General features: G+C 53.7%; 20 protein-coding genes. 13 read left to right on the top strand and 7 right to left on the bottom strand.

Annotated elements, in window-relative coordinates:
- Positions 1–90 precede the first annotated feature (90 nt).
- Together TJ79_RS12910 and TJ79_RS12905 are read right to left on the bottom strand one after the other, a co-directional pair.
- Positions 91–348 (bottom strand): GlsB/YeaQ/YmgE family stress response membrane protein, encoded by a 258-nt coding sequence (locus TJ79_RS12910; protein ID WP_040950726.1) that lies wholly within the window; start codon positions 346–348, stop codon positions 91–93.
- A 174-nt stretch (positions 349–522) separates the two neighbouring features.
- Positions 523–2,553 (bottom strand): beta-galactosidase, encoded by a 2,031-nt coding sequence (locus tag TJ79_RS12905; RefSeq protein WP_040950725.1) that lies wholly within the window; start codon positions 2,551–2,553, stop codon positions 523–525.
- 141 nt (positions 2,554–2,694) lie between these two features.
- On the opposite strand from TJ79_RS12905, the gene TJ79_RS12900 reads away from it, so the two are divergent.
- Complete coding sequence (locus tag TJ79_RS12900; RefSeq protein ID WP_052339556.1) at positions 2,695–3,522, top strand: AraC family transcriptional regulator; 828 nt, start codon at positions 2,695–2,697, stop codon at positions 3,520–3,522.
- 64 nt (positions 3,523–3,586) lie between these two features.
- On the opposite strand, the gene TJ79_RS12895 is transcribed toward TJ79_RS12900, so the two are convergent.
- The gene (locus tag TJ79_RS12895; RefSeq protein WP_040950724.1) at positions 3,587–4,867 is read right to left on the bottom strand and encodes an ABC transporter substrate-binding protein; all 1,281 of its coding nucleotides are present in this window, start codon (positions 4,865–4,867) and stop codon (positions 3,587–3,589) included.
- Between the two features lie 298 nt (positions 4,868–5,165).
- Here TJ79_RS12895 and TJ79_RS12890 point away from each other — a divergent pair, with 298 nt between their 5' ends.
- From TJ79_RS12890 to TJ79_RS12865, 6 genes are all read left to right on the top strand, one after another.
- Positions 5,166–6,053, top strand: coding sequence for a carbohydrate ABC transporter permease (locus TJ79_RS12890; protein ID WP_040950723.1), 888 nt, complete (start codon positions 5,166–5,168; stop codon positions 6,051–6,053).
- Positions 6,050–6,883: a carbohydrate ABC transporter permease gene (locus TJ79_RS12885; RefSeq protein ID WP_040950722.1), complete on the top strand. Its 834-nt coding sequence runs from the start codon at positions 6,050–6,052 to the stop codon at positions 6,881–6,883. The genes TJ79_RS12890 and TJ79_RS12885 overlap by 4 nt, the downstream gene beginning before the upstream one ends.
- A 220-nt stretch (positions 6,884–7,103) precedes the next feature.
- Positions 7,104–7,616, top strand: a complete 513-nt coding sequence (locus TJ79_RS12880; protein ID WP_238322993.1) for a MarR family winged helix-turn-helix transcriptional regulator — start codon at positions 7,104–7,106, stop codon at positions 7,614–7,616.
- Positions 7,613–10,774, top strand: coding sequence for an MMPL family transporter (locus tag TJ79_RS12875; RefSeq protein ID WP_040950721.1), 3,162 nt, complete (start codon positions 7,613–7,615; stop codon positions 10,772–10,774). The genes TJ79_RS12880 and TJ79_RS12875 overlap by 4 nt, the downstream gene beginning before the upstream one ends.
- A gap of 19 nt (positions 10,775–10,793) precedes the next feature.
- The gene (locus TJ79_RS12870) at positions 10,794–11,726 is read left to right on the top strand and encodes a helix-turn-helix domain-containing protein (protein ID WP_081756891.1); all 933 of its coding nucleotides are present in this window, start codon (positions 10,794–10,796) and stop codon (positions 11,724–11,726) included.
- Positions 11,727–11,836: 110 nt separating this feature from the next.
- Complete coding sequence (locus TJ79_RS12865; RefSeq protein ID WP_040950719.1) at positions 11,837–12,769, top strand: hypothetical protein; 933 nt, start codon at positions 11,837–11,839, stop codon at positions 12,767–12,769.
- 252 nt (positions 12,770–13,021) lie between these two features.
- On the opposite strand, the gene TJ79_RS12860 is transcribed toward TJ79_RS12865, so the two are convergent.
- The gene (locus TJ79_RS12860; protein ID WP_040950718.1) at positions 13,022–13,867 is read right to left on the bottom strand and encodes an SDR family oxidoreductase; all 846 of its coding nucleotides are present in this window, start codon (positions 13,865–13,867) and stop codon (positions 13,022–13,024) included.
- A gap of 77 nt (positions 13,868–13,944) precedes the next feature.
- Here TJ79_RS12860 and TJ79_RS12855 point away from each other — a divergent pair, with 77 nt between their 5' ends.
- Positions 13,945–16,497: an ATP-dependent DNA helicase gene (locus TJ79_RS12855; protein ID WP_238322992.1), complete on the top strand. Its 2,553-nt coding sequence runs from the start codon at positions 13,945–13,947 to the stop codon at positions 16,495–16,497.
- A gap of 98 nt (positions 16,498–16,595) precedes the next feature.
- On the opposite strand, the gene TJ79_RS12850 is transcribed toward TJ79_RS12855, so the two are convergent.
- A complete protein-coding gene (locus TJ79_RS12850) occupies positions 16,596–17,300 on the bottom strand; it encodes a queuosine precursor transporter (RefSeq protein WP_040950717.1) in 705 nt (234 codons plus the stop codon).
- 177 nt (positions 17,301–17,477) lie between these two features.
- Here TJ79_RS12850 and TJ79_RS12845 point away from each other — a divergent pair, with 177 nt between their 5' ends.
- Positions 17,478–18,404, top strand: a complete 927-nt coding sequence (locus TJ79_RS12845) for a hypothetical protein (protein ID WP_040950716.1) — start codon at positions 17,478–17,480, stop codon at positions 18,402–18,404.
- 14 nt (positions 18,405–18,418) lie between these two features.
- Here TJ79_RS12845 and TJ79_RS27225 read toward each other — a convergent pair whose 3' ends face one another.
- Positions 18,419–18,586 carry a hypothetical protein gene (locus TJ79_RS27225; protein ID WP_162162954.1) on the bottom strand — a complete coding sequence of 56 codons (168 nt, stop codon included), beginning with the start codon at positions 18,584–18,586 and terminating at the stop codon, positions 18,419–18,421.
- 152 nt (positions 18,587–18,738) lie between these two features.
- A complete protein-coding gene (locus TJ79_RS12840; protein ID WP_052339555.1) occupies positions 18,739–19,608 on the bottom strand; it encodes an AraC family transcriptional regulator in 870 nt (289 codons plus the stop codon).
- Between the two features lie 129 nt (positions 19,609–19,737).
- Here TJ79_RS12840 and TJ79_RS12835 point away from each other — a divergent pair, with 129 nt between their 5' ends.
- The 4 genes from TJ79_RS12835 to TJ79_RS12820 all read left to right on the top strand — a co-directional run bounded on the left by TJ79_RS12835 (position 19,738) and on the right by TJ79_RS12820 (position 25,651).
- Positions 19,738–21,027, top strand: coding sequence for a Gfo/Idh/MocA family oxidoreductase (locus TJ79_RS12835; RefSeq protein ID WP_040950715.1), 1,290 nt, complete (start codon positions 19,738–19,740; stop codon positions 21,025–21,027).
- A 15-nt stretch (positions 21,028–21,042) separates the two neighbouring features.
- A complete protein-coding gene (locus TJ79_RS12830) occupies positions 21,043–22,701 on the top strand; it encodes an MGH1-like glycoside hydrolase domain-containing protein (RefSeq protein WP_040950714.1) in 1,659 nt (552 codons plus the stop codon).
- A gap of 117 nt (positions 22,702–22,818) precedes the next feature.
- A complete protein-coding gene (locus TJ79_RS12825) occupies positions 22,819–23,697 on the top strand; it encodes a glycoside hydrolase family 43 protein (protein WP_040950713.1) in 879 nt (292 codons plus the stop codon).
- A 214-nt stretch (positions 23,698–23,911) separates the two neighbouring features.
- Entirely contained in the window at positions 23,912–25,651 is a 1,740-nt protein-coding gene (locus TJ79_RS12820; protein WP_052339554.1) for a sensor histidine kinase, read from the top strand.
- Positions 25,652–25,654: the final 3 nt, after the last annotated feature.

Here is a 25,654-nt window from a genome sequence, read left to right as displayed (position 1 = left end):
CATGAAAATCTATACACCAAAAAGGAAAAAAAACGATCCGAACGTGAAAAAGAGCCCGGGAAACAAATCCCCGCAGCTCGCTGGTTTCTTTTAGACTTGGTTGCGTCCTGCCGAGCGAAGCACCAAGCTGACGATAAAGACGAGGACGACCGCTCCGATCAAAGCGGGGATAAAAAAGAATCCGCCGGTTTCCGGACCAAACTCGCCCAGAAACACGGAACCGAGCCACGATCCGACAAAACCCGACACAATATTCCCGATGATGCCTCCTGGGACATCTCTTCCTATAATTAAGCCTGCCAGCCAACCGATAATTCCGCCGATAATCAATGACCATAGGAATTCCATAGGATTCAACTCCTTCATAATGAATGTCTTTTGAATGACGTGACAACTATTAACCTTGTCCTTCCGGATTCAAACACCAGAGCCGCAACTTGTCGGGAAAAGGGAATGCGAAAAAAGACGCCTTCCGCGAGGGGAGCTGGCGTCTTTTTCATCTCATTAATGTAGACCAGTCGCTTATTCGCCGCGGAGGACCAGTACATCCCGGCCGGGGATCTCAATAGCGCCGCTGAGGGCTTCTCCTGTAAGAAGATTGCGGTACGATCCAGGCTGCAGCTCGACCTGCTGGGTGCCGGCATTGTGGTTCAAGATGTAAAGATGCTCCTGACCATCTTTTGCCCGAAGGGTCGTTTCCACGCCTTCCGGGGCTGCGGCGACCAGCGGCCGGATGCCCTTTTCCCGGCAGATGCTGCTGAGGAGATCAGACAGGAAATCTTTGTCCGGACTTGTGGCAACGTACCAGGCATCGCCGGTACCGAAGCGGTTCCGAGTCAGAACGGGCATTCCCTTGTAAAAATCGGTGCCATATTCGGCCAAGACTTCCGCACCTTCGGAGTGGATCAGGTCGCAGAGGATGCCGCAGTCATAACTGCCGGAAAGATCCTTCCAAGACTGCTTCATCACGATTTCATTCTTCATGTCAGGAAGTAGAGCGTCGATTTCCTCTGCCCAGATACCCAAGAGCTTGCGCAGCTCGCCGGGGTAGCCACCTACGGTTACGAGATCCGACTCGCCCACAATACCGCTGAAGAAGGTGGTGAGGAAGGTGCCGCCTTGCTCCACGAACGCTTCCACCTTGGCGGCATAGCCTGGCTTGACCATGTAAAGGACCGGGGCAATGACAATATCGTAGGAGCTCAGATCGGTTTCGGTGCCGATCATGTCGACTGCAATGTTTTGCTTGTACAAGGCGTCGTAATATTTGTGGATTTCATTCACATAATCGAGAGCGACGGTCGGTCCGCTGGATAGGCCCAGCGCCCACCGATTTTCCCAGTCATAGACGATGGCGACTTTTGCTTGGAAGCGGGAGTCCAGCGTTGCATCGCCCAACTTTTGCAGCTCAGCGCCTAATTCGGCGCACTCGCGGAATACACGGGTGTGCTCATGGCCGACGTGCTCGATGACGGCACCGTGGTATTTTTCGCAGGCTCCGATGGAGCGGCGCAGTTGAAAGAACATGACCGTGTCGGCGCCGCGGGCGACGGCCTGGTAGCTCCACAGGCGCATGACGCCGGGGCGCTTCAAGCTGTTATAGGGCTGCCAGTTCTGTTGGCTCGGGGTTTGTTCCATCAGCATGAACGGTTGCCCTTGTTTCAAGCCGCGCATCAAGTCGTGAGTCATGGCTGTAAAGCTGTGGGGCGTATCAAGGCCAGGGTAGTTGTCCCAGGAAATGACGTCGAGATAAGGCGCCCATTTGAAATAATCCAACTCCGGATAAAAGCCCATCAGGTTGGTGGTGACCGGAATGTGGGGCGTGTGTTTTTTCAGCGCTTCGTACTCCAAACGGTAGGCGTTCAACAGGCTGTCGGACTGGAAACGGCGGTAGTCCAGGGAGATGCCCTGGAAGTTGGTGCGGGTACCCGCCCACTCTTCGCTTAAGGCGTTAGGCACGACGATTTCATCCCAGTCGTAGAAGGTATGTCCCCAAAACCGGGTGTTCCATGCTTTGTTCACGGCGTCCAGAGAGCCGTAGCGTTCTTTCAGCCAGTCCCGGAAAGCTGCTTCGCAGTTTTCGCAATAGCAATAGCCGCCGTACTCGTTGGAAACGTGCCAAATCAAGACGGCGGGGTGATCCTTGTAGCGCTCGGCGAGCTTATCCGCGATGCGCTCCGCGTATTTGCGGTATGTGGGGCTGTTCGGGCAGGAATTATGGCGTCCGCCGAACTTCCGCTTGCGGCCTTCGTAATCCACGCGGGTAACGTCGGGGTGTTTTTTTGCCATCCAGGCGGGATGGGCACCGGTGCTGGTGGCAAGACAAGCATAGATGCCGTTTTGGTACAGACGGTCCAGCAAGCTGTCCAGCCATTCAAAATGATACGTATCCTCATCCGGTTGAGTTAACGCCCATGAAAAAACATTGATCGTGGCCACGTCGATGCCGGCCAACTTGAACATGCGCATATCCTCTTCAAAAGTTGCTTCATCCCATTGCTCGGGGCTGTAGTCGCCGCCGTACCACATCTTCGGCAGTTTGGTATTAATCAATGTGCTTCGCTCCTTCTTCGTCCCGGTTCCGATAGGTTGCGAACGGAGACATGTAAGTTTAGCTCTATTTTATTTGATCGCTCATTCCTTTTATATATAATATTACCGAAGCCATATATAAAAAAACGGAAGTGAAAAGCAATGATGATCCGCCGCGTTATGGCCCCAATATCCGGTCAGGCCTATCCGCTTTTTATTGAAACTATCGGCTATAACCCGGAGCAGGAGCCTGTCGTCCGGGAAGATGCCGGCTATCCCTATTATCATTGGATTCAAACGAACGAAGGGGTAGGGGAACTGCGGCTTGGTGATCATGTTTATCTGCTCCCACCGTCAACGGGTGCGCTGCTTTCTCCCGGTGACCCCCATCGCTATGAGGCGACAGGCGCGGTATGGTCTACCGTGTATATAACCTTTGGCGGCGCGCTGGTGGAGGAAATCCTCCGGCTTATCGGGCTTGGCGGCACGTCCGCTTTTTATAGGTGGAACAAGGATTCGCCGCTTCAGGAGCTGGTGGAGGGAATCTTGCACAATGTCGAAGAAAACAGCCGCTTCTCCGCCCTTGATGGGTCGATGGAGGTGTACCGCTTCGTCACGGAGTTGAAAAAGCACGGCCAGCCCAACAACCGTCTGTCTCCATCCCGCATCATGGAGGGGCTGGAGCCGCTTCTGCAATGGCTAGAGGAGCATTTTGCCGACCCGTCTATCGGCGTGAACGATATGGCGCAGCGGATTGGAGTGACGCCCCGGCACATGAACACGTTGTTCCGCGAAGCCTTCGGGTTGTCTCCCTATGCTTATCTGGTCCTGCTCCGAATCCGCAAGGCCAAGGGGCTGCTTCTGAACCGGCCGGAACTGACCGTTAAGACAGTTTCTGACCGAGTCGGGTTTCGCGATACGAGCCATTTTGTCGCCAGCTTCCGTAAACATGCGGGCATTACGCCGGAAACCTTCCGGAAGTACCACTGAGTTCTTCCCAAAATAATGCCCTTTCGACTCCTGGCGGGAGACGAAAGGGCATTTGTTTGAACACTTACCGAGCACCGCCCAACTGCTTCCAAGCTGTTTCAATTTCCTTAATGACCGCATCCTTCGATTTGCCCCCGATGTAGCTCTGCATGATTTCGCCGAATTTTTGATGGAAGGTATCGAGCGAATAGTTGACGGACAGGTCGCCGGACTTCTCGGTCTTGAGGATTTCCTCCATTTCCTTCGGCATTTGCAGATCAGGCAAAGGAGCGTCCTTGACAGGAGGGATAACCTTTGCAACGGTGGAAAACCAGTTTTTGCCATAATCGGAGGTGTATAGCCAGTTGAAGAACTCGACGGTTTCTTTAAGCACCTTGGAATCCTTGTTGATGCGCAGAGCTTGATCCGCGCCGGTGATGATTTTCGACTGGCTGGCGTCGTCGCTGACCGGATAGCCCATGATGCCCAGTTTCATGTTCGAGTTGATCTTCATGATCGCTTCTTCGTCCCAGGCGCCCTTGCCTGTCATCATCGCGGCTTTGCCGGTTGCGAAGTCGCTGACTTCCGCGTTGCTATCCCGTTCCAGCGGCTTATCCATGCCGTGTTTGACGGTGGTATCAATGAAGGCGAAGAAGTTGTTAGCCAACACCGGATGGTCGGCAAAGGTTGTTTTGCCGGCGATAAAGTCGCTCACCAACTGCTTCGGATTATCGGAAGCGGCATCGACGAAATGCTGGAAGATGTGCTTGTACACCCACCACTCCTTATAGGCGTTGGCGAAGGGCTTGGTCCCTTTGGCTTCCAGCTTCGTGATGGCGTCGTTCAGTTCGGCCGTCGTCTTGGGAGCTTTGGTAATGCCGGCTTGCTCAAAAAGGGTCTTATTGTAGATTAAGGTGAACAGATTTCCTTTGACCGGAAGACCCAAGACTTTTCCGCCCGAGGAGGTCATGTTGCTGCGAACGGCATCGGTCATGGCAGCGGCCAATGGTTCGTTGGTCAAATCGGCGCTATAGTCGGCGTAGGTATCGATATCACCGCCGGCTGTCGTTTGAAACACGTCGGGGGTACTGCCCGAAGCGATTCTGGATTTGAGGACCGTGTTATAGTCAGCTTGCATGATTTCCAATTGAATCGTGATGTTCGGTTTGACCTTTTTGTATTCGGCGATATAAGCGTTAAAGGCATTGGTGTATTCCGGGGAAGCCGTAAACATTTTGATCGTGGCTGGTTTCGATGTATCGCTTGTTCCCTCCGGCGTTGCTTCCTTCTTTTTGCTGGAGCAGCTTGCCAGTAAACTGGTTGTCAGCACGGCAACCAAGAAAAGGGATACTGCTTTTTTGATCATTGGAATGCCCCCATCTGTACGTGGTTTTTTTGAAGCCAAGGCCATTCTATTGTTGAAAAAATGGTCGCAAAAGGCAGGTTGGTTTCCTTGAGCCATATTTTTGCTTGAAAAGTTTCATAATACTCGCTGCTTAAAAAAATATTTTCATGCAACGAAGCGAAGCGACCGCCAGAATAATTCTGGACATAAAGAGCAGGATAAGCATAATTGACCAGCCTGCCGGTGAATTTGGCACAACCTTCTTCATCTCGCCGTGTCAGGGCCTCATTTTGGAAATCGTTTCGGGAAGAGGTGCTGGATGATGAAACTGGGGAGAAAATGGACCGAGAAGCTTGAGTTTGGCATTTTCACCTTGCCTGTCCTGATCTGTGTCGTCTTTGCCTTTTATATTCCTCTCGGCATGACGTTCCGGTATTCCCTCACGGAGTGGAACGGGATATCCAAGCATCCCAAATTCGTCGGCTTGGATAACTTTCGGCAAATCCTTTCGGGTGACGCCAATTTCAGCAGCGCATCCTGGTTCACATTCAAATATGCGGTGCTGTACATCGTGCTGATCAACGTGTTGGCTATTTTGCTGGCGGTCATTCTGGATTTGAGGCTGAAGACGGCGCCGCTGCTGCGAGCCGCGTTTTTTATCCCGTATATTTTAAGTTTGGTCATCGTCGGCTTTATTTGGAAATTCATCTTCATGCAGGGGTTCGAGTCTTTGGGGGCAAGTACGGGATGGGGCATCTTCAAGCTGAGTTGGCTGGGTGAAGCGAATTTGGCTTTCTATTCGGTACTTGGCGTTTCGATCTGGCAGTCCGTCGGCTTTTACCTGGTGATCTATATCGCCGGACTGCAGTCGATTCCCTATGATTTGAAAGAGGCGGCTACGGTGGATGGGGCAGGACCGATCAAACGGTTTTTCAGCATCACCCTTCCCTTGCTCGCTCCTTCCATTACGATTTCCGTTTTTATGTCATTGACTAACTCCATCAAGATTTTTGACGTCATCGTATCCCTGACAGCCGGAGGCCCGGGGGGGACCACCTTCAGCGTCGCCTATGATATTTACCGGGATACCTTCCAGAACAATATGTACGGATACGGGACGGCGAAGGCGCTCATTCTGTTCGTCGCCGTGCTGATCATTACGATTATCCAGCTTACGTTCTTCAAGAGCAGGGAGGTGGAAGGATGACAGCCAGAAAGAAGACAGGGATGGTCGTGTTTGAAGTTGTCATGATCCTGTTCGCTTTGCTGTTTCTTTATCCGTTGTTTCTCGCTCTGTTCAACTCTTTTAAAAGCTTTTCCGAAGTGATGACGGATGTCATCGCGCTGCCCAAGTCGCTTTCTCTGGAGAATTACCGGTATGTCTGGAAATACATCAACTATCCGCGGTTGTTCCTCAATAATGCGATTATCACGCTTCTGGGGCTGGCGGGCATTGTCCTGGTATCCTCCCTTGGCGCGTACAGGCTGGCCAGAACAAGATCGAAGCTGAGCGGGATCGTGTACTTTCTCTGCATCATGCCGATGTTGGTTCCCTTTCAATCCATCATGCTTTCCGTATTGAAACTGGCGCGCATGCTGCACCTGACCGGAAGCGCGTGGGGGCTTGGGATTCAATATTGGGGCTTCGGCGCTCCGCTGGCGCTCTTCATCTATCATGGATTTGTCAAAGGCATCCCGCGGGAAATCGACGAAAGCGCCACGATAGACGGGGCCTCCAGCTTGCGGCTGTTCTTCAGCATCATTTTTCCGCTGCTTCGGACGGTCACGGCTACTATCGTCATAATCGACGTCATGTGGATCTGGAATGACTTCCTGCTGCCCCTTCTCATGGTCAACGGTTCGCAGGAGACCAAGACCTTGACACTGGCGGCCTATACATTTGTTGGCCAGTACACATCGGATTGGCAGTACGCCATGACTGCCATGGTGATGGCGGTGCTTCCCTCCATCATCGTCTTTATCTTCCTGCAAAAATATATCGTAAAAGGTGTCGTGGCAGGTGCCGTAAAAGGTTGATCCTGCTTGTCGGCGGGCCTGAGTTAGCCTCCATTTTGCCTTTATAGGCAAGTGGAGGTTTTTCGTTGAGCAGGACCGCTGCAATATTTTAGCGAAACCGCTTCCAATAATTGACTCGCGAACTCATCTTCTGATATAGTTCTATTGTTGAACTGTTTCACTATCGAACTAATTTATTTTTCTGGAGAGATAACGGGAGTTTGGAGTCAGGAGGGATAGGATGGAAGATGACCAGATCAAGACGAATAAGTCGTGTCAGGACGAAGACGGAGCGCGGCTTATGCTTGCTGGGATCATCCAGCGGTTTTTTGCAGCGACCTTTACGATTCATCGTGTGTTGAGTCCGATGCTGCGCAATGTCGTGCCAGGGGAGTTGACTAGCGATCAGTTTCTTACCATTCGCTATTTACGCGATCAAGAGCGGGTAACTTCCTCCGAATTGGCGGACAGCTTTGGTGTCGGCAAAAGCTCGGTTACGGCGATCATCACCCGGCTGGCCGAGAAAGGCCTGGTCGAGCGGGAACCGGACGACCGGGACCGGCGGGTTTCCTATCTGCGCCTTACCCAGGAGGGCGTCGATCTGTCTATGCAAGTGGAGGCTAATCTGATCCAAGCATTGAGCCGGCATATGGGTCATTTTACGGAGGACGAGGGGGAGCAGTTTATGGTCACCTACGAAAGGCTGGCAAAGCTGCTGGCGCAACCGGATGAGGGGAGCGGTAGAGAGAAATGAGAATCATATTGAAGTTAAAATGGGTCCTGCTGGTGCTCTGGATTGCCATCGCGGCCATTCTAGTCACGACAGCCCCCAGTATGGAAAGTCTGGTGCGGGAAAAAGGCCAGATCACCGTACCCGATAATTATTCCTTCAGCCGGGCTGCGAAATTGCTAGATGAGATGGGAAAAGATACGAAGAGCGGCGGCGGGGTAAGCACGGTTCTTGCTTTTCACAGCAAGACGCCGTTTACCGATGCGGACAATCAGGAGATAAAGCGGGGCATCGACAAGCTGAAAGCCGATCAGCAGGCTCTAGGCATCACCTCCATTACGACATATCAGGATAATGAACAGTTGGCCAGCCAAATGCTGTCCGCTGATAAAACGACGGCTCTCGTTTTGATGAACGTGACGATGAACGGGAGAACCGAGGCGGAAGCCCGGGACGCTCTGTACCAGGCGTTGGACGATAACAAGGTGGAGCATTATTTCACGGGCAACTGGCTGATCGTGGAAGACGTCGTTCAAAGCTCGCAGGATGGGCTGAAAAAGACGGAGATCATTACGGTCATATTCATTTTAGTTATTTTGATCATTGTGTTCCGTTCGGTCGTCGCACCGTTTATTCCGCTTATTGCCGTTGGATTTAGCTATTTGACGGCTCAGTCGGTGGTTGCGTATTTGGTGGATTGGTTTGATTTTCCGTTATCCAACTTCTCGCAGATCTTTATCGTGGCGATCTTATTCGGAATCGGAACGGACTACTGCATTCTATTGATCAGCCGGTTTAAGGAGGAACTAGCCGCCGGTGCGACAAGCGAAGACGCGGTGCTCACTACATACCGCACGGCGGGACGGACGGTGCTGGTTTCGGGAGCGGCAGTGCTGGTGGGCTTTTCCACCATCGGACTGTCCACCTTCTCCCTCTACCGTTCGGCAGTAGGCGTGGCGGTAGGCGTAGCCGTCATGCTGTTGGCGTTGGCTACGTTGGTGCCGTTTTTCCTCTCGGTTTTGGGCAAGAAGCTGTTTTGGCCTTCAAAAGGGTCTCTGGAGCATAGGGAAAACCGTCTCTGGGGTACTGTCGGCGGATTCTCTTTGAAGCGGCCGCTGGCGGCATTGGCTTTGATCGCAATTATTACGGTTCCTTTTCTCGTTGCTTATAAAGGCACGGTTTCGTTTAACTCTTTGGATGAGCTGGGATCGGGTTATAAATCTGCCGAGGGCTTCGATATCATCGCCAACGCCTTCGGGCCTGGGGACACTCTTCCCACCACAGTGGTGCTGAAGAGCGATCAACCCCTGGCGACCCAGCAAAACCTCGCCCTGATCGAGCAGGTTTCCCGCGAGTTGGCGAAAGTGGACGGGGTGAAAATGGTGCGCAGCGCCACCCGGCCCACCGGCGATCCGCTGGCGGATCTGCAGGTGGCGGGCCAGGCGGGCACCGTCGGCAGCGGCTTGGGCAAGAGCAGCGAGGGACTGGACAAAATCGGCAGCGGCTTGACCGATGCCAGTAAGTCCCTCAGCGCTAATGCGCCCAAGCTGAAGGAGGCCGCCGCGGGAGCGGAGAAGCTGCAGGCGGGCACCAAGGAGCTGCAGACTGGCGTCACCCAGTTGGGTGACGGGTTGAAGCAGCTCCAGAGCGGCCTGCAAAGCGGCTCCGCGGGAGCGGGCGACCTGGCCGCCGGCCTCAAACAGGCGAAGGCCAGCGCCGATCAGCTGGCCGCGGGCTCCAGCAAGCTGCTGCAGAGCTATCAGCAGCTGGGCGGGGGCTTGAGCCAGCTGGCGACCGCCTACGGCGGCATCGCGGACAAAGCGGCAGGCTTGGGCCAAGGGCTGACCTCAGTCGGTCAGGGGCTTGATACCTTGGCGAAAACCCACCCGGAGCTGCTGGATGATCCAGTGTATACTCAAACCCGGGCGGCGGTAACGCAACTCCAGACAGGCGCTCAGCAACTAAGCGCTGGACTTATGCAAATCAACGGCCAATTGGCTGATCTCAACAAAGGGCTTAGCACCGCCAATACCGGATTTGCTCAAGCAGCGGACGGCCAGAAGAAGCTGGCGGGCGGGCTTGCATCCCTGTCGGACGGCATCGCTCGTCTGCAGACTGGCGTCGCCCAAGCCGCCGACGGTCAAGGCGCCATCGTGGCGAAGCTGCCGGAGCTTACTGCCGGCTTCGACCAATTGGTGTCCGGGCAGCAGCAGCTTGCTGAGGGGTATAGCCAGTTGGACAATCAACTGAGCCAACTCACCAGCGGCCTCGACCAGAGTGTCGACGGCATCGGACAAATTTCCACCGGTTTGCGCTCCGCTCAGGGTTATCTGAATCAGCTGTCGGGCGCTCCCAACCAGCAGCTTGCCGGTTGGTATATGCCGGAAGAGGCGCTGTCCAACGCGGACTTCCAGAAAGCGCTGGATGTGTACATGTCCAAAGACCGCAAAATCACCAAAATTGACGTTGTCCTTTCCGATAACCCTTATGGAAAGGAAGCAATGAATAAATCGAAGGATCTGGAGCAGGCGGTTGACCGTGCGCTCAAAGGAACAGCCCTTGCCAAGTCCGAGTATGCCGTGGGCGGAGTAACCAGCATGAACAGCGACCTGCGGGAAATGTCCCACGGAGACTATACTCGGACGGTTATTTTGATGCTGGCAGGGATCGCTGTCATTTTGATCCTGCTGTTCCGCTCGCTGATTATTCCTTTGTATCTCATCTTGTCGTTGGTGCTGACCTACTACACCTCGATGGCGATCACGGAAGTTATCTTTGTCCGCATTCTCGGGTACTCGGGGCTCACTTGGGCCGTTCCCTTCTTCGGCTTCGTCATGCTGATGGCCCTCGGGGTGGACTATAGCATCTTCCTCATGGACCGCTTCAAGGAGTACCGCCATCTACCGGCACGGGAAGCTATCCTGGCGGCGATGAAAAACATGGGCTCCGTCATCATGTCCGCCGCCGTCATTCTGGGCGGGACTTTTGCGGCAATGATGCCTTCGGGCGTGCTGTCGCTGATGATCATCTCGGTTATCGTGTTGTGCGGGCTATTCCTTTACGCGCTGATTATGTTGCCATTGTTCATTCCGGTCATGGTGCGCACCTTCGGACCGGCCAACTGGTGGCCGTTCATGGGCAAATGGGGGGCCAACAGCCATATGGAGACGCCGGAGGACTAGTTGTTAAGCGGGAAAATAGTTGAGCATCCATACGGAGCGGAAGATGAAGTCGTCTTTCCGCTCCGCTTTTACGAGGGATGGTGAACCCATGTTCCAATTGAATTCGTTATACCGGCCGCTGATAGCGACTCCCTTTTCGTCCTCACGTGCTTACTCCGAGATTTCGCCTTGCGATGCGCTGAAGCCATATATCGTCTGTTTCTGGGGTTCGCCGGAGCCATATGAGAATGAAGGAAGAAAAACGTCACCGGCTCCCGCTGGGCATGGCTTAGTTATCCCGGATACGTGCATGGACATTATTTTCAATTTCAACCATACGACCGGAGAAGCGAGCAGTTGTTTTTGCGGATTGAACGACGAGCCGTTTACGACCGGTCGATCGGATCAGGCGGGAAGACTCTCTATCTTCGGTATCCGGTTTCATTTTTGGGCCGTCCAGTTGTTTGCTGGCCGTACGCTCTTGGGAAGCAGCAACATCTCGGATGAGGTAGATGCATTTTTCAACGGCTGGACGGCGCAACTAATGGAGCGATTCAGCGCTGCGCACACGCTTCAGGAACGGGCGCGGCTAGTAGAGCCGTTTCTTATGGCCAAGCTCAATGGAAATCGGATGAACGCCGATGTTTTCAATGCGGCTTACCGTATCCTGCAGGGGCGGGGAACGCTGCCGGCAAAGGAAATTTGCGCGTATACGGGGGTAAGCCAAAGGCAACTGGAACGCCTATTTGCCGGACGCATCGGGATTTCCGTCAAAACGCTCTCCACCTTGGTGCGATTCCAGACCCTTTGGCGGGACGTCCTTCGCTCTGAGACGTTCGATGTGCAGGAAGCCGTCGTGAAATACCGCTACACCGACCAATCGCATCTGCTTCACGAGTTCAAAAAATTCCATGGCGTCACTCCCGCCCAAGCCCGTGCAAGGGCCTTGAACATCATAACGCCTGAACAATGAATACCGAAGCTCGGAGAGGCCAGCGTCGGAAGTCGTTTTTTTACAATACGGCGGATGGGTTTCCATGGTTTAATGGGAGACAACTCTAATAAGCGAGGCAGGTGCGGGAGATGAAGAAGAAGCTGGATGCAAAAGCCTACAAACTAATCGGTTCCTGGATGTACCGAAATGCGCGGCCGGTCGATCTAGCCCGATGGCGGTATCATTTCGAAAACGGCAGCAGGGATGAGGTGCTTCAGGCTTTATCGGCCTACCAAAACGAGGATGGCGGCTTTGGACATGCGCTGGAGGCGGATAGCTGGAACCCAAGCTCATCTCCTTTAACGACGTCTACTGCCGTTCTATTGTTAAAGGAAATCGGGTTCTCGGAGACCGGTCATCCTCTGGCGCAGGGAATTCTGAACTTTTTGGGACGAGGCGAATATACGACGGATAAAGGGTGGCCGTTTACCATTCCGTCCAATAGCGAGTACCCGTGTGCCCCTTGGTGGTCATACAGCGGGGCAGCCAATGCGGAGATGGGCTTTAATCCCACAGCCATTTTGGTCGGGTTTCTCCTGCGTTTCTCCGATGAATCTTCCGTTGTGTACGAGAAAGCGCTGGACTTGGCGGATCAAATGGTGGACAAGCTGAGACGGCAGGGTCACTTGGAAGTTCATGAACTGCAAGCGTACTGCACGTTTCTCGACGATATTGGACAGGCTGGGTTGTCCGAGCGGTTTGATGCTACATTTCTGGCGGAGGCCTTGGCGATCCGTGTGAATGAGGCAATCGAACGCGATCCGGCAAAATGGCCCCAGTACACCATGCGCCCCTCTGTCTATATCTCATCCCCGGGCAGTTCCTATTACAATGGGAACGAGGAGATCGTGGAGAAAGAGCTCGACTATCTGTTGGACACGAGAGACGCGAGCGGGGTATGGGACATAACCTGGAACTGGGGCGGCTACGAAAAAGAGTTTGCCATCAGCGCAAACTGGTGGCGGGGAACGCTGATCATCGAGAACGTCAAATTCTTGAAGGCGTTTGGCCGGGTTGAGTAGATTGGGAATCGTTCTTTGTACTGGCAGCTAGCTAGTTTCGACGGAGGCAGTTCCGATTGGCGCGGTTGAACGGATGCTATAGAAGATGCGAAAAAGCTACGGTCCTAGTGGACTGTAGCTTTTTGATTAAAGGGAAACAGCTGCGGGTAGGTTCGGTTGGAATCGAGCCAATGGGCGAGAGTCTCATAATCGGTGCCGGTCTTTCGGTGCTCTACCGCTGGTTTCCTGAAAGGTTCCGGCCTTCCTTCTTCGTCACTCATCGAGCCCCACTTCATGCTCGCTCCACGCCCAAAATTGTGCCGCCAATTGAGGGTCTTTTGCGTTTTTGGACACTGGAGCGATCTTCCTCTTGTAAAAATATTCGCCTCTCACCCCGCGTACATCTGGGCTTGTGCCCAGATAGATGGCGGTGTCCGCCCCTTCTGCGGGACTGAGGAAAAAGGCTTTTGTCATCCCCATGATGCGCTTGCCGAAGCCGGTCTTTCGATCGACGCCGATGCTGGTGGCTACGGCTCCCGGGTGCAGGCAGTTGACTGTAACTTTCGTATCCTGCAGTCTTCTCGCCAGTTCTTTCGTAAACAGGATATTCGCCAGTTTTGACTGGGCGTAGCCGTTCCAGACAGTAAATCCTTTATTGAAATAGGGGTCGGCAAACCGGATAGACCCGATTTTGTGGGCTCCGGATGAGACGACGACGATGCGTCCTTGTTCCGCTCGTTGGAGGTTCGGAAGCAGCTGGTTCGTCAGTAAAAAGTGCCCCAAATGGTTGACACCCATCATCGCCTCAAAGCCATCGGAAGTCTCTTGGCGTTTTATCGAAACGACTCCCGCATTGTTGATCAAAACATCTACCTTATCGTACTTGCGGTTGAATTCGGCTGCGAAGCTGCGGATGCCGGCAAGCGAGCCCAAATCGCATATCATTAAATCCAGATCCCCAGAGCTGCTTTGTTTGAACGCTTCGGCAAGGGCGTCTTGTCCGCGCCCGACGTGTCGGCACGCCATGACGACCCGGTATCCGCGCTTTGCCAGTTCTATCGTAGTGGCAAGGCCCATCCCCGAGTTGGCGCCGGTGACAACGGCTAACGGTTTCTCCACGAGAATCCCTCCTTTTTTTCTATTATAGCGGAAATCCCCTGCTGATTTTCCGAAAAAATGGTATGATAACAGAACGAATGTTTGCGTGTGAACGGAAAGAGTGCCTGGCGTTGTTGCAGCGAAAGTGCGGGACGGCGAAGTGCGGCGATAAAGGAAGGGATAGCATGTCAGACCCGGCGGATAACAAGGGGATATTGACGAGGCCGGAGGGTGAGCCGGCGGCGGGCACCGAACAAGAGGAAAGCTTGCGAGCGGCGGAGGACTCCAATGCTGCCCAGCCTGCAAATCCTGATGCGGTACGGCTATCGGTGAGGCAGTTGGCGGAATACGCGCACCGCAGCGGCAGCATCATTAGCGGCTTCAGTGTAGGGGCGATGGCTCAGCTAAACGAAGGGGCGCGCATCCACCGGATGGTGCAGGAAACGTATGCCGAGAGTGATCAAAAGGAGGTACACCTGACAGCGTTTTTTTGCCGGGGCGACATCACGTATTCACTCGAAGGCCGGTGCGACGGCCTGCTAACCACTCCCGACGGGATGATGATCGATGAGATCAAGTCGACGGTCGGCGATTTGGCAGCCATCGAGGAGAACACCTATCCGGTCCACTGGGCGCAAGCCGCTTGTTATGCGTATATGTACGCCATACGGCAAAATCTGCCGGGAATAAAACTGCGGCTGACCTATGTGCAGGCCCATACCGGCGAGCAGAAGCATTTTATGAGACAAATGGACATTGCTGCTTTAACGGCGCTTGTGGACGGACTCTTTGCAACCTACGAGCCGTTTGCCCGGATGCAGCTGCAATATGAAAAGGAGCGGGATGCGAGCATCGGTGAATTGCTTTTTCCTTATCCCGGTTACCGGCCCGGTCAACGAAAGCTGGCGGGAGCGGTGTACAAAGCGATAACGGACGGCAGGAAGCTCTTTGTTCGCGCTCCCACAGGCATCGGAAAAACGATCTCTACCTTGTTTCCCTCCGTAAAAGCGATCGGTGCTGGGCTATCGTCACGCCTCTTCTATTTAACAGCTCGGACGACGACGCGGACGGCGGCGGAAGAAGCTTTTGGCCTGATGGAGAAGCGGGGGCTGCGGTTTCGAACGGTGACGATCACGGCAAAAGAGAAAATTTGTTTCAAGGACGAGGTTGTCTGTTCACCGGACAAGTGCGAGTATGCGGAAGGCCACTTTGACCGGATCAATGAAGCGATGCTGGAGCTGCTCTCCACGGACAACCGCATTACCCGTGAGGAGGTGGAGCGCTGCGCCCGCAAACATAGAGTCTGCCCCTTTGAGCTGTCTTTGGATGCGGCCTATGCTGCGGATGCCGTCATTTGTGACTACAATTATGTGTTCGATCCGCGCATTTCGTTGAAACGCCAGCTGGAGGAGCAAAAGCGGAAAACCGTCTTGCTAGTAGACGAAGCCCACAACTTGGTGGACCGGGCTCGCAGCATGTATTCGGCAGAGCTGGACAAGCGGGCGTTTTTACAGTTAAAGCGGGCGTACAAGAAGCGCAATCCGGGGCTGTCCGCCGCCGCTTCCGCCGTGAATGGGGACTTCATCGCCCGGCGAAAGGCGCTGGAGGCGGGAAAAGCTGCAGCTGATGGGTTTGACGAAGGCCAAGCTGGTCTGCGCTCCGTCCGCAAGGAGCTGCCGGAGGAATTGGTCGAGCTAAGTGCAGCTTTTCTCCTGGAAGCGGAGAAGGAGCTGGCCGGCCAAGCTGGAGCGCCCTCGTCTTCCGAAGAAGCGGAGGAACGGAACCTGCTGCTGGATACTTTTTTTGCCGCCCAAAACTTTGTGCGTACAGCGGAATGGTTTGACGAACGCTATGTTGCGCACTTGGAAATCTCCAGCGGTGCAGCCGTTCATAAGCTGAGTTGCCTAGACCCGTCCTTTTTACTCCGCCAGATGGGGAAGGGTTACCGGTCGCATGTGTTCTTTTCCGCTACCTTGTCGCCCCTCGGGTATTATACCGATATGCTAGGCGGGGAAAGGGAGGATTACAGCATCGCGGTACCTTCGCCTTTTCACCGGGAGCAATTGGAGGTGATCGTCAAGCCGTTGTCCACCCGCTACCGGGACAGGGAGGCGGCTGTCGAACCGCTGGCGGAACTGATCCACCGACTAGCCGAAGAAAGGCCGGGAAACTATCTCGTGTTTTTCCCCTCTTATGCGTTTATGACGGGCGTCTATGAGGTGTTTGCCCAGAGGGAGACGCCGGGGCGGGTGCTCGTGCAACAAGTGAACATGTCCGAGGAGGAACGGGAAGAGTTTCTCGGGGCTTTTCAGGACCATGGCAAGGAAACGCTGGTGGGATTTGCGGTGATGGGCGGGATATTCTCGGAGGGCATCGACCTCAAGGGGGACCGGCTGACCGGTGTAGTGGTGGTTGGCGTGGGGCTGCCCCAAGTGGGGCCGGAGCGGGAGATATTGCGGCGTTATTTCGACGAGTCCGGCAAAAACGGCTTCGACTACGCTTACGTTTACCCGGGCATGAATAAAGTCTTACAAGCGGGAGGCCGGTTGATTCGCACGGAGGAGGACCGAGGGGTGCTTGTGCTGGTGGATGACCGGTTTCGGGAACCGAAGTACCGGGCACTGCTGCCCGCCGAGTGGCAGACGGAGTAAAGGGAGGGAGCTGGTAAATGAAAAAGCGGCCCTGAAGCCAATCAGGCTTCAAAACCGCTCATTTTCCTATCGGTACCCGTTCACCGCGTCTATTGGACTTAGCTTCGTCCCGGCGCCAGCTCAGCGTCGGTTTCTTTCGGAAACGTCCGGGCGATATATAGCACCGGCGTCGAGGCGACGGATATAATAAACTTCATGACATATGTCGTCAGGAAAATTTGAATCCATACATCGAATGTGTGCACGCCGAGGAAGGCGATGGAGCAAAAGATCAGCGTATCGATAAACTGGCTGACGATGGTGCTTCCGTTGATGCGGATCCAAAACTGATTGCGCGCGGCAAACTTCCGTTTGATTTTGGAAAACAGAAACACGTCTAAAAGCTGGCTCACCAGAAACGCGCAAATACTCCCGGCGGCGATCCGTGGCATCAAACCGAAGATGGTTTCAAAGGGCCCTTGGGCGATATCGCTGGGCTCGGGGCGGAAGTGCAGCACCATTTGCATCAGCACCGTCGCGGTCAATAGGCAAAAGAAGCCGTACCACACCGCTTTTCGAGCTTCCTTCGTGCCGTAGCGCTCGTTCATCGAATCGGTGGTCATGTAGATGGAGGCGTAAATCGTATTCCCCAACGTCATGACGATCCCCATGACTTCGATGGTTTTCACCACTTGGATGTTGGCCAGCACGGTGGCGAGACCGATCCAGGTGTAGAGCCCGCGGATGCCGAACAGGCGGTAGCAGGCGAGAAACAGGACAAAATTGACAATGACAAAAAACAAACCCCACCAAAAATTGAACATGATAAATCTCTCCCTTAGTTTTGATAACGCGGGATGGTTACGAACCGCGATGGGGCTTTTTCCCCACAAGTACATACTGTATCATAGAATGCAGGGAAATGGGCCGATATTCGTGGAAAAAATCGCGGCGATTTCTGGGACAATGGGTAATGAAACGGAAAGAGTGACGCAACGTTTATGAAAAAGATGATGATCCCCCTCCTGATTTTTCTTGTCATTGGGTTTGTTGGGGCAGGCTGCGATCTTTTCGGCGGCGGTCGGAAGGATGTATTAAGCTTGGATAGCACGCCGCAAGAGTCATCCAGCGGCGGCAGCGGTCCGACAGGTGAGCCAAAGGCGGGTCAGGATCAAACGGGATATCCGGATACGGTGATGTTCGATTATAAACCTTTAGCCTTGGAAGCGTTGACTCCCGGTAAAGCGTCCGCGGAATGGGTAAAGCTCGGAGAGCTTGCTTTCGGCAAGGTGGAAGAGCAACCTGTTACGTTAACGATCTATCGGGAACAGGAAAAGCAGGATACAACCATTACACGCCAAACCTCGCGCTATTCGGCCGTGCTTTCATGGCGGGAAAAGACCTATCTTATATCGGATGTGTATGGCGATGCGTTTCTCAGTACTTCGAACGGGAACCCGCCTGTAGGAATTACACGCTTTAACGAATATATTCCCAATGGAGCAAAGGGGCTATACTTTCCGGGAAGCATCGAGATGGTGTCCGTGAATCCGGGTTTAAAAAAGATGATCGTATACGATTCTCAAGCGGATCAGTGGCTTGGTTTTGAAACTTGGGGGAATGCGACTTTTATCGATATGGACCATGATGGGACGGATGAAATCATTCTGGAAAATCCAGGGTTGTTCGTGGATCGGTCAGATCTGTCCATTATTAAAGGGCAGGGCGGCACCTTGCAGACTCTTTTCTCCGTAGTGGACGCTTTGGCTGGGACACAAAAGGATGGGGCAAAGTGGTTTGCCATGCTGCAAAAAGAGGTGGCTATGCCGTTATTTGCTGTTGGACGGATCGGACAAGACAAGAGCACGGCGTACTACAGGCTGGCGGAGAATATGTTGGTGAAAATGCCGGTGAGCGCAGGGGAGTAATTTTTTTCTTTTGGTTATGTGCTGACGTTTTCCATGTTGCGGAAGAGAAAGGATAGGCTCTTGCCCGGCTCCGGGATGTTGTCCAAAACGGTGTTGGACGCGCTGCATTCCACGGGTATGCTGGGGGCGGCGCTGTTCCGGCAATCCGAATTGGCGTCGCGGCCGTCCACTGCGGAGGGCACCACAACAACTCCGGCAACTCAAAATGGTAGGATAAATGATTGTGAAACAGCCTCCTCGATTAAACGGGGAGGTTATTCTTTTCTCCGCGGATAAGCTCTTCCTGTTGACGGAAGCCGGGATCGTGGAAGGAAGGATGAATTTTCATGTACGTTTACACATCGCCCCTACGCCAACTCCGGTACCGGCTGGGGGTTGTGCCAGCGATGCGACGAAAGGTGCGGTTGAAATGGGCGAACTGCTCGAACCCGACGGTGAGGGCGATATCCGCCACCTTGGTATCAGTCTGTTGAAGCATGATCTGGGCTTCTCGGATGCGGGTTAGGTTTTGGTAGCCGACGACAGTGAAACCGGTCACCTTTTTGAAGGTGCGGCTCAAGTAGGAGGGGCTGAGATGAAATTGCCGAGCCAGATCGGAGAGGGGGAGCCTCTCCTGATAGTGAGCCCCGATATACTGGACGACTTCGGCAATGCGCCTGTGGGTCGGACTCATGGGGTCGTCGGCCAGCGACATCTCCGTCTCGCCCTTTCGGTAGGCCAACAGCAGCAACTGCGAGACCAATAGGCGAATCGAAAGTTCGAATCCTTCCTCCCGCAGGCGAATCTCTTCCGCCAACCTGCGGAACAACTCCTCCACCGCTTGCTGTTCCTGGGGCTTCAGCCGGTAAAGGCTGCTTTTGCGCTGAAAAACCTGCATCAGGTCCGGCTTGAACAGGGGATGCCCGAACCCGAGAAAAGCATCGGTGAAATTCATGACCAACCGTTCATGCTGGGGATGTCCGAGGTCCGAGGTCTGATGCACATCCTTTTTGTTGATAAAGACGAGATCACCAGGAGCCATGGGGTACGTGTCGTCCTTGATGAAATAATAACGTCTCCCCGAGAACAGGTAATAGATTTCGTAAGCATCATGGTAGTGGTTGAACTGCCCCAATGAAGCGGTTCGCGTCACTTGCTGGATATAAAAGTCGCCTGCCGGGTCGGCAAATTCAAACGCAACGATTTCTTTCTCCTTCAATTGCATAAGCCTGAATGATCACCTCACCACAAAATAGATCATGAATACCACCATTATAGCAAAAAAGACCATTTCAAAAGATTTATTTTGTCCTATGATGGGGTTGTGCTTCAATATGTGAGGAGTGAACAGACGATGGCGAAGAAAAAATACGTTTTAGTCGGCTCTGGTGGCAGAGCGGAGTTTTTTTACGGGGCGATTGCGTCCACCTATCATGAAACATCGGAGCTGACGGCGTTCTGCGATATCAACCAAACGCGCATGGACTACGCCAACAAACTTCTGGAAGAGAAGTATCACTATCCCAAAGTGGCGACCTATAAAACAGAGGACTTCGATGCGATGATCGCAGCGGAGCAGCCTGATGCCGTCATCGTCACCAGCGTGGACCGGACCCATCACCGCTATATCATTCGCGCGATGGAACTGGGCTGCGATGTCATTACGGAGAAGCCCATGACCGTGGACGAGGCCAAATGCCAGGAAATCCTTGACGCCGTGGAGCGGACAGGCCGCAACGTGCGGGTGACCTTCAATTACCGCTATGCCCCGCATCATACGAAAGCGCGGGAATTAATCATGGAGGGCTCCATCGGCCAGGTGACTTCCGTCCATTTTGAATGGCTACTTAATACGATGCATGGCGCTGACTATTTCCGTAGATGGCATCGGGACAAGCGCAACAGCGGCGGGCTGCTAGTACATAAATCGACCCACCATTTCGATTTGGTCAACTTCTGGATCGGCTCCCAACCGGAAGAAGTGTTCGCATACGGGGATCTGCTCTTTTACGGCAGGGAAAACGCGGAACAGCGGGGTGTGACGCAGTTTTATGAGCGGGCTACGGGCAATTCCTATGCCAAGGAAGATCCCTTCGCCCTGCATCTGGACGATAACGAGCATCTGAAGGCGATGTATCTGGATGCCGAGCATGAAGATGGCTACCGCCGGGACCAAAGCGTGTTCGGCGACGGCATCAATATTGAAGATACGATGGGCGTCATCGTCCGCTACAAGAACAAAGCGATTCTGACCTATTCCTTAAACGCCTACATGCCGTGGGAAGGTTACCGCATTGCCTTCAACGGAACGAAGGGGCGGCTGGAAATGACCATTGTTGAGCAGTCCTACGTCAACTCCGGCGGTGACAAATCGCTGGAAGGCGCCCTCAAGGACAAGCGTATCATCCTGTTCCCGATGTGGAAGCCTCCGGTGGAAATCGAAATCAGTGAAGGAGAAGGCGGCCACGGCGGCGGTGACCCCGTGCTGCTGAATGACATCTTCGGAACACCGGCTGAAGATCGGTTCCACCGGGCTGCCAACCATATTGACGGCGCCCGCTCGATCCTGACGGGTATTGCCGCCAACCGGGCCATCCGCACTGGCCAACCGGTGAAGATCAAGGACCTGGTGAAGTTTCATTAATAAGCCGTTGGAGTGATGGCAGTGAGTACGATAATGGAAAAGTTGCGGTCGAAGACGGTAGTGGATTTGGCAAAGGGAAACGGCATAGAAGGCGTACATCCTCTTCATGAGGAGTTTGCCGCTTCCGGCGTCCATTTCTCCGCTTCTCCGGATACGTTGGAAAAGGTATACGATGCCGCTGTCAGAAGATTGGCGGATTGCGTCAAACCGGACAGTGAGGGAGGTCTCTTTCTGCAGGAAGGTGGCGTCTATCACGGATGCTGGCTGGAAAGCACGGGAACGATCAATGCTGAAATCCTCTCCCGTTTCTGTCCGGAGACGGCGGGCCGGACCTTTGAGCCATTCGCTCGGTTTCAGCGTGCGGACGGTTTGATTCCGTACAAGGTGACAGCGGACGGTCCCGCTTTCAAGCAAATTCAACTGGTCACGCCGCCGGCCAGAAGCGTGTGGAATCACTATCGGCTTGCCGGAGGGAAGACGGCCTTTTTGCAAACGATGTATGAGGCTTTTGCCCGATACGACGATTGGCTCCACCGGCACCGCAATACCCGCGGTACCGGCTGTATCGAGGCCTTCTGTACCTTCGATACCGGCCACGATATGTCGCCGCGGTTCTGGCATGTACCCGATACGCCGTACCGGGATGATCCTGCCAGCTATGATCCCGACTCGCCGCTCCTGCCTTATCTCGCCCCTGATCTGACGGCCAGCGTTTATTGCAGCAGGCTCTATTTGTCGCGAATGGCAGGGGAATTGGGTATGGAGGAGCAGGCTCGCGTTTGGGAGGAAAAAGCGGCGATAACGTTGGCCCACCTGTATGCCCATTGTTTCGACGAAGTTGACGGCTTTTTCTATGACGTGGACAACCGCGGCCGGTTCAACCGTATTCAGACCGACACCCTTTTGCGGGTGTTGGCCTGCGAAGCGGGGGATGACGCGCTGTTCGCCGCCAGTCTTTCCCGCTATTTGCTGAATACCCGCAAGCTTTTCGCCAAGTATCCCTTTACGTCTGTCGCCATGGACGATCCGCGCTTCGACCCCTTTTCCGATTACAATACCTGGGGCGGGGCGGTCAATTTCTTGAGTTTGATTCGGGCTCCCCATGCCTTTGAAAAGTATGGCCGCCACGTCGAGCTGACGTGGGTGATGCAGCCGATTCTGTCGGCGATGTCGCAGATGACCCGTTTCGGGCAAGTTTTGAGCCCTTGGACAGGAAAGGAAGGGTATACCGAAGCGTATTCCCCGGCCATTCTCTGCCTCCTGGATTTCATTGAACGGTTGAGCGGAATTATGCCGACGCCGGAAGGCGAGTTATGGTTTACCGGTTTGCTGCCGCAAACACGGGACCATGGAGTGAAGCTGGCGGACGAGACGGCTTACAGCCGGATGGTGGACGGCCGGGTGTTTGAATTGTGCAATACCCGTGATCAGTGTTTTGTGTACCGGGACGGCGCTCTATTATATCGCTTTCCTTCCGGCATCCGCATCGTGACGGACCGTTTGGGCAACCTGAGCAAGGTCGTGGGCATGTCGGTCCGTTCGGTCAGCGGCGCAGTGAAACGCGTCCAGGGGGAGATTCAGTTTCGGGTTTCCGGCAACGAAGTATTGCGTTACCAAAATGGAGCGTTCACAGCAGAGGCGGCGCCCGGCATCGTGTTCCCAGCCTCGGAATGAGGTTTTATCCAGCATGGGAAGCGGCTGGCGTCGACAGGCAAGCTATATCAGTTGAGCTTAAATCGAATACCGTTTGCCCGGATGGAGAGGGAAACGGGGATAAGGAGGGATGGCGCGATGCTTAGCAAGGAACAGATCCAGATGCGCGATCCCTTCGTGCTTCGGGAAGACAAGGATGGCTATTATTATTTATACGGGTCGACCGATCCCGACATCTGGAAGAGCAAAGCCATCGGTTTCGATGTTTACCGGAGCAGGGATCTGAAAGAATGGGAAGGGCCTTTTCCCGCCTTTCGTCCGCCGGCCGGATTCTGGTCGGACATCAATTATTGGGCGCCTGAGGTACATCCGTACAAAGGCAGATATTACATGTTCGCCACTTTCAAAGCCGAAGGGGTATGCAGAGGCACGCAAATTCTCGCCGCCGATCATCCTCTCGGTCCTTTCCTGCCCCACAGCGACGGTCCGGTGACTCCCCGGGATTGGGAGTGCCTGGACGGTACATTGTGGGTGGAGCAGGATGGGACGCCCTGGATGGTTTTTTGCCACGAGTGGGTGCAGATTGGTAACGGTACGGTGTGCGCCGTGAAGCTTTCACCGGAGCTGGACAGGGCCTTGGGAGAGCCGGTAGAGCTGTTCGCAGCCCGAGATGCAGTCTGGGTAGAGCCGGTAAAGTCAGCCAAGAACGGAGTCGGCTATGTTACCGACGGACCATTTGCTTACTGCTGCCAGGACGGATCTCTGCTGCTTCTGTGGTCTAGCTTCCTGCAAGGCCAGTATGCCCAGAGCATTGCCCGTTCCGCCACAGGGAGCATCCTTGGCCCTTGGCTCCAGGAGCCTGCCCCGCTCTATGCCAGCGACGGGGGCCATGGCATGATTTTCCGCACTTTCGAGGGGAAGCTCATATTGGCGCTGCACACTCCCAATCACTCACCGGATGAGAGGCCGGTCTTTATTGAACTCCAGGAGCGGAATGGAAAGCTGGAGCTGGTGTAGAGACTCGAAATATCCCAACGACTGGTTTATTAATACGTTTATACAAGCCCAAATGGAAGATTCCAACTATTTATCAATCAGCCTTAGCTCGACTCCCATCGGCCTAAGGCTATTCCATTTTGTCAATTCTGTCATACATGATACGGGTGCGATTGGATCGTCATGGTATGATTTGATAGAAACGTACGTATCACGATCGTGGGAGGAACACTTCATGAAGATGATCAGAAACCCATGGAAGAAGATGGTTCTTAATCGGCTCATTTTATCGTTCATCTGCATTCTTTTACCGCTTTATATTTTGGCGATGGTGATCTACAACTGGGGAATCGAAACGCTGCAAACGGAAATATCCAATTCGATGACTTCGCAAGTATCCCAGTATTTCACCGGGTTGGAGAACGAATTCAGCCGTATTCAGGATTTGCAACTAGACAGTTTAAGCGACGATAATTTGAATGCGCTTGCAGCCATTCCGGAATCTCTTACCGCGATTGATAAGGTAGAGAAGATATTAGCTCTGCAGCAGCGGCTCAATGCGATTCGAAATAGCAGCGCTTACATTGAAGAAGTGCATGCGTATATTCCGGCCATTTCAAAAGATATCTCCGCCTTAAGCGTGTCGGATTTCGACCGCGGCATGTACGTTGATCTCATGAATCTTCCGGCTTTAGGCGAAGCGCAAGTGGTCAACGTCCGTGACAGCATGTATATGGTTTCCGCCTATCCTTACCTGTTGCCCGGAAGTAAACGCGAGCCGATCGTGATTGTCGCTATCAAGTTATCCTTGGATAAGCTGCGGGATGCTCTATATGCCATGCGAACCTTGCCGGAGGAGGGGCTGGTCTTCAGCAGCACACAGTTCACAAAGATTGCGACGAGTTTGGATACCGATCTGAACGATAAAATCGTGCAGCAGATCGTTCAAGGGAAGGGGGGGAGCGTTGCGTCTCGGGTTATCCGAGTCGATGGTCAACGTTACTTGACCGTCAACATGTCATCAAGCTTCTTCGGAGCCATGTTGATCAAGTATGTGCCCGAACGAGCCGTATTTCAGCCGTTGGAAAAGTACAGGAATTGGTTTCTGCTGTTCGCAGTGGTCTCGCTGGCCATCATTCTCCTCTATTCGCTGTTCGTGTACAAATATATCCACAAACCCCTTGACCGTTTGGTCAAAGCATTCCGCAAGGTGGAGCTTGGCGATGTCAGCGCGCAAATCCGGCACGAAAGCCGGGACGAATTTCAATATATTTATACCCGATTCAATGCGATGATCGACAACATCAAATCGTTGATCGATCAGGTTTACATGCAGCAGATTCTGACGCAGAAGGCGGAGCTCAAGCAACTGCAATCCCAGATCAATCCCCATTTTTTGTACAACAGTTTCTTTATTTTAAAAACGATGACTCGTCTTGGTGACTATGATCAGGTGGAACGGTTCGCCAATCAACTCAGCGAGTATTTCCAGTTTATGACGCGCAGCCATTCCGACGAAGTACTGATCAGCAAAGAAGTTCAGCATGCAAAGGTCTATGCGGAAATTCAGGGGCTTCGGTTCGCAAATCGCGTTACGGTCTCGTTCGGCGAATTGCCTGAAAATACGGGACATGTGATGGTGCCGAGACTCATTCTGCAGCCGTTGATCGAGAATGCCTTCGAGCATGGTTTGGAGCGGAAAGCGACAGGCGGCCAGTTAAACGTTCAATTCGAGAAGGAAGATAGTCGGCTTTATCTGATCGTGGAAGATAACGGTGAACCGATCGACGACGAAGAGCTCGAACGCATCAACCACGATTTCGAGAAACCTGAAATTGAAACCACCGGTTTGATCAACATCCACCAACGGCTCCGTTTGAAATTCGGATCTGGCAGCGGCCTTGTATTGTCACGAAGTGAATGGGGCGGCGTGAGGGTTACGATTACAATCGAAACTTCGGAAGGAAGGGGTTAAAAA

This window comes from Gorillibacterium massiliense (genome assembly GCF_000455485.1).
Lineage (GTDB): Bacteria > Bacillota > Bacilli > Paenibacillales > NBRC-103111 > Gorillibacterium > Gorillibacterium massiliense.
Note: the sequence above shows the minus strand (reverse complement) of the source record. Positions and strands in the feature narration are given on the sequence as shown.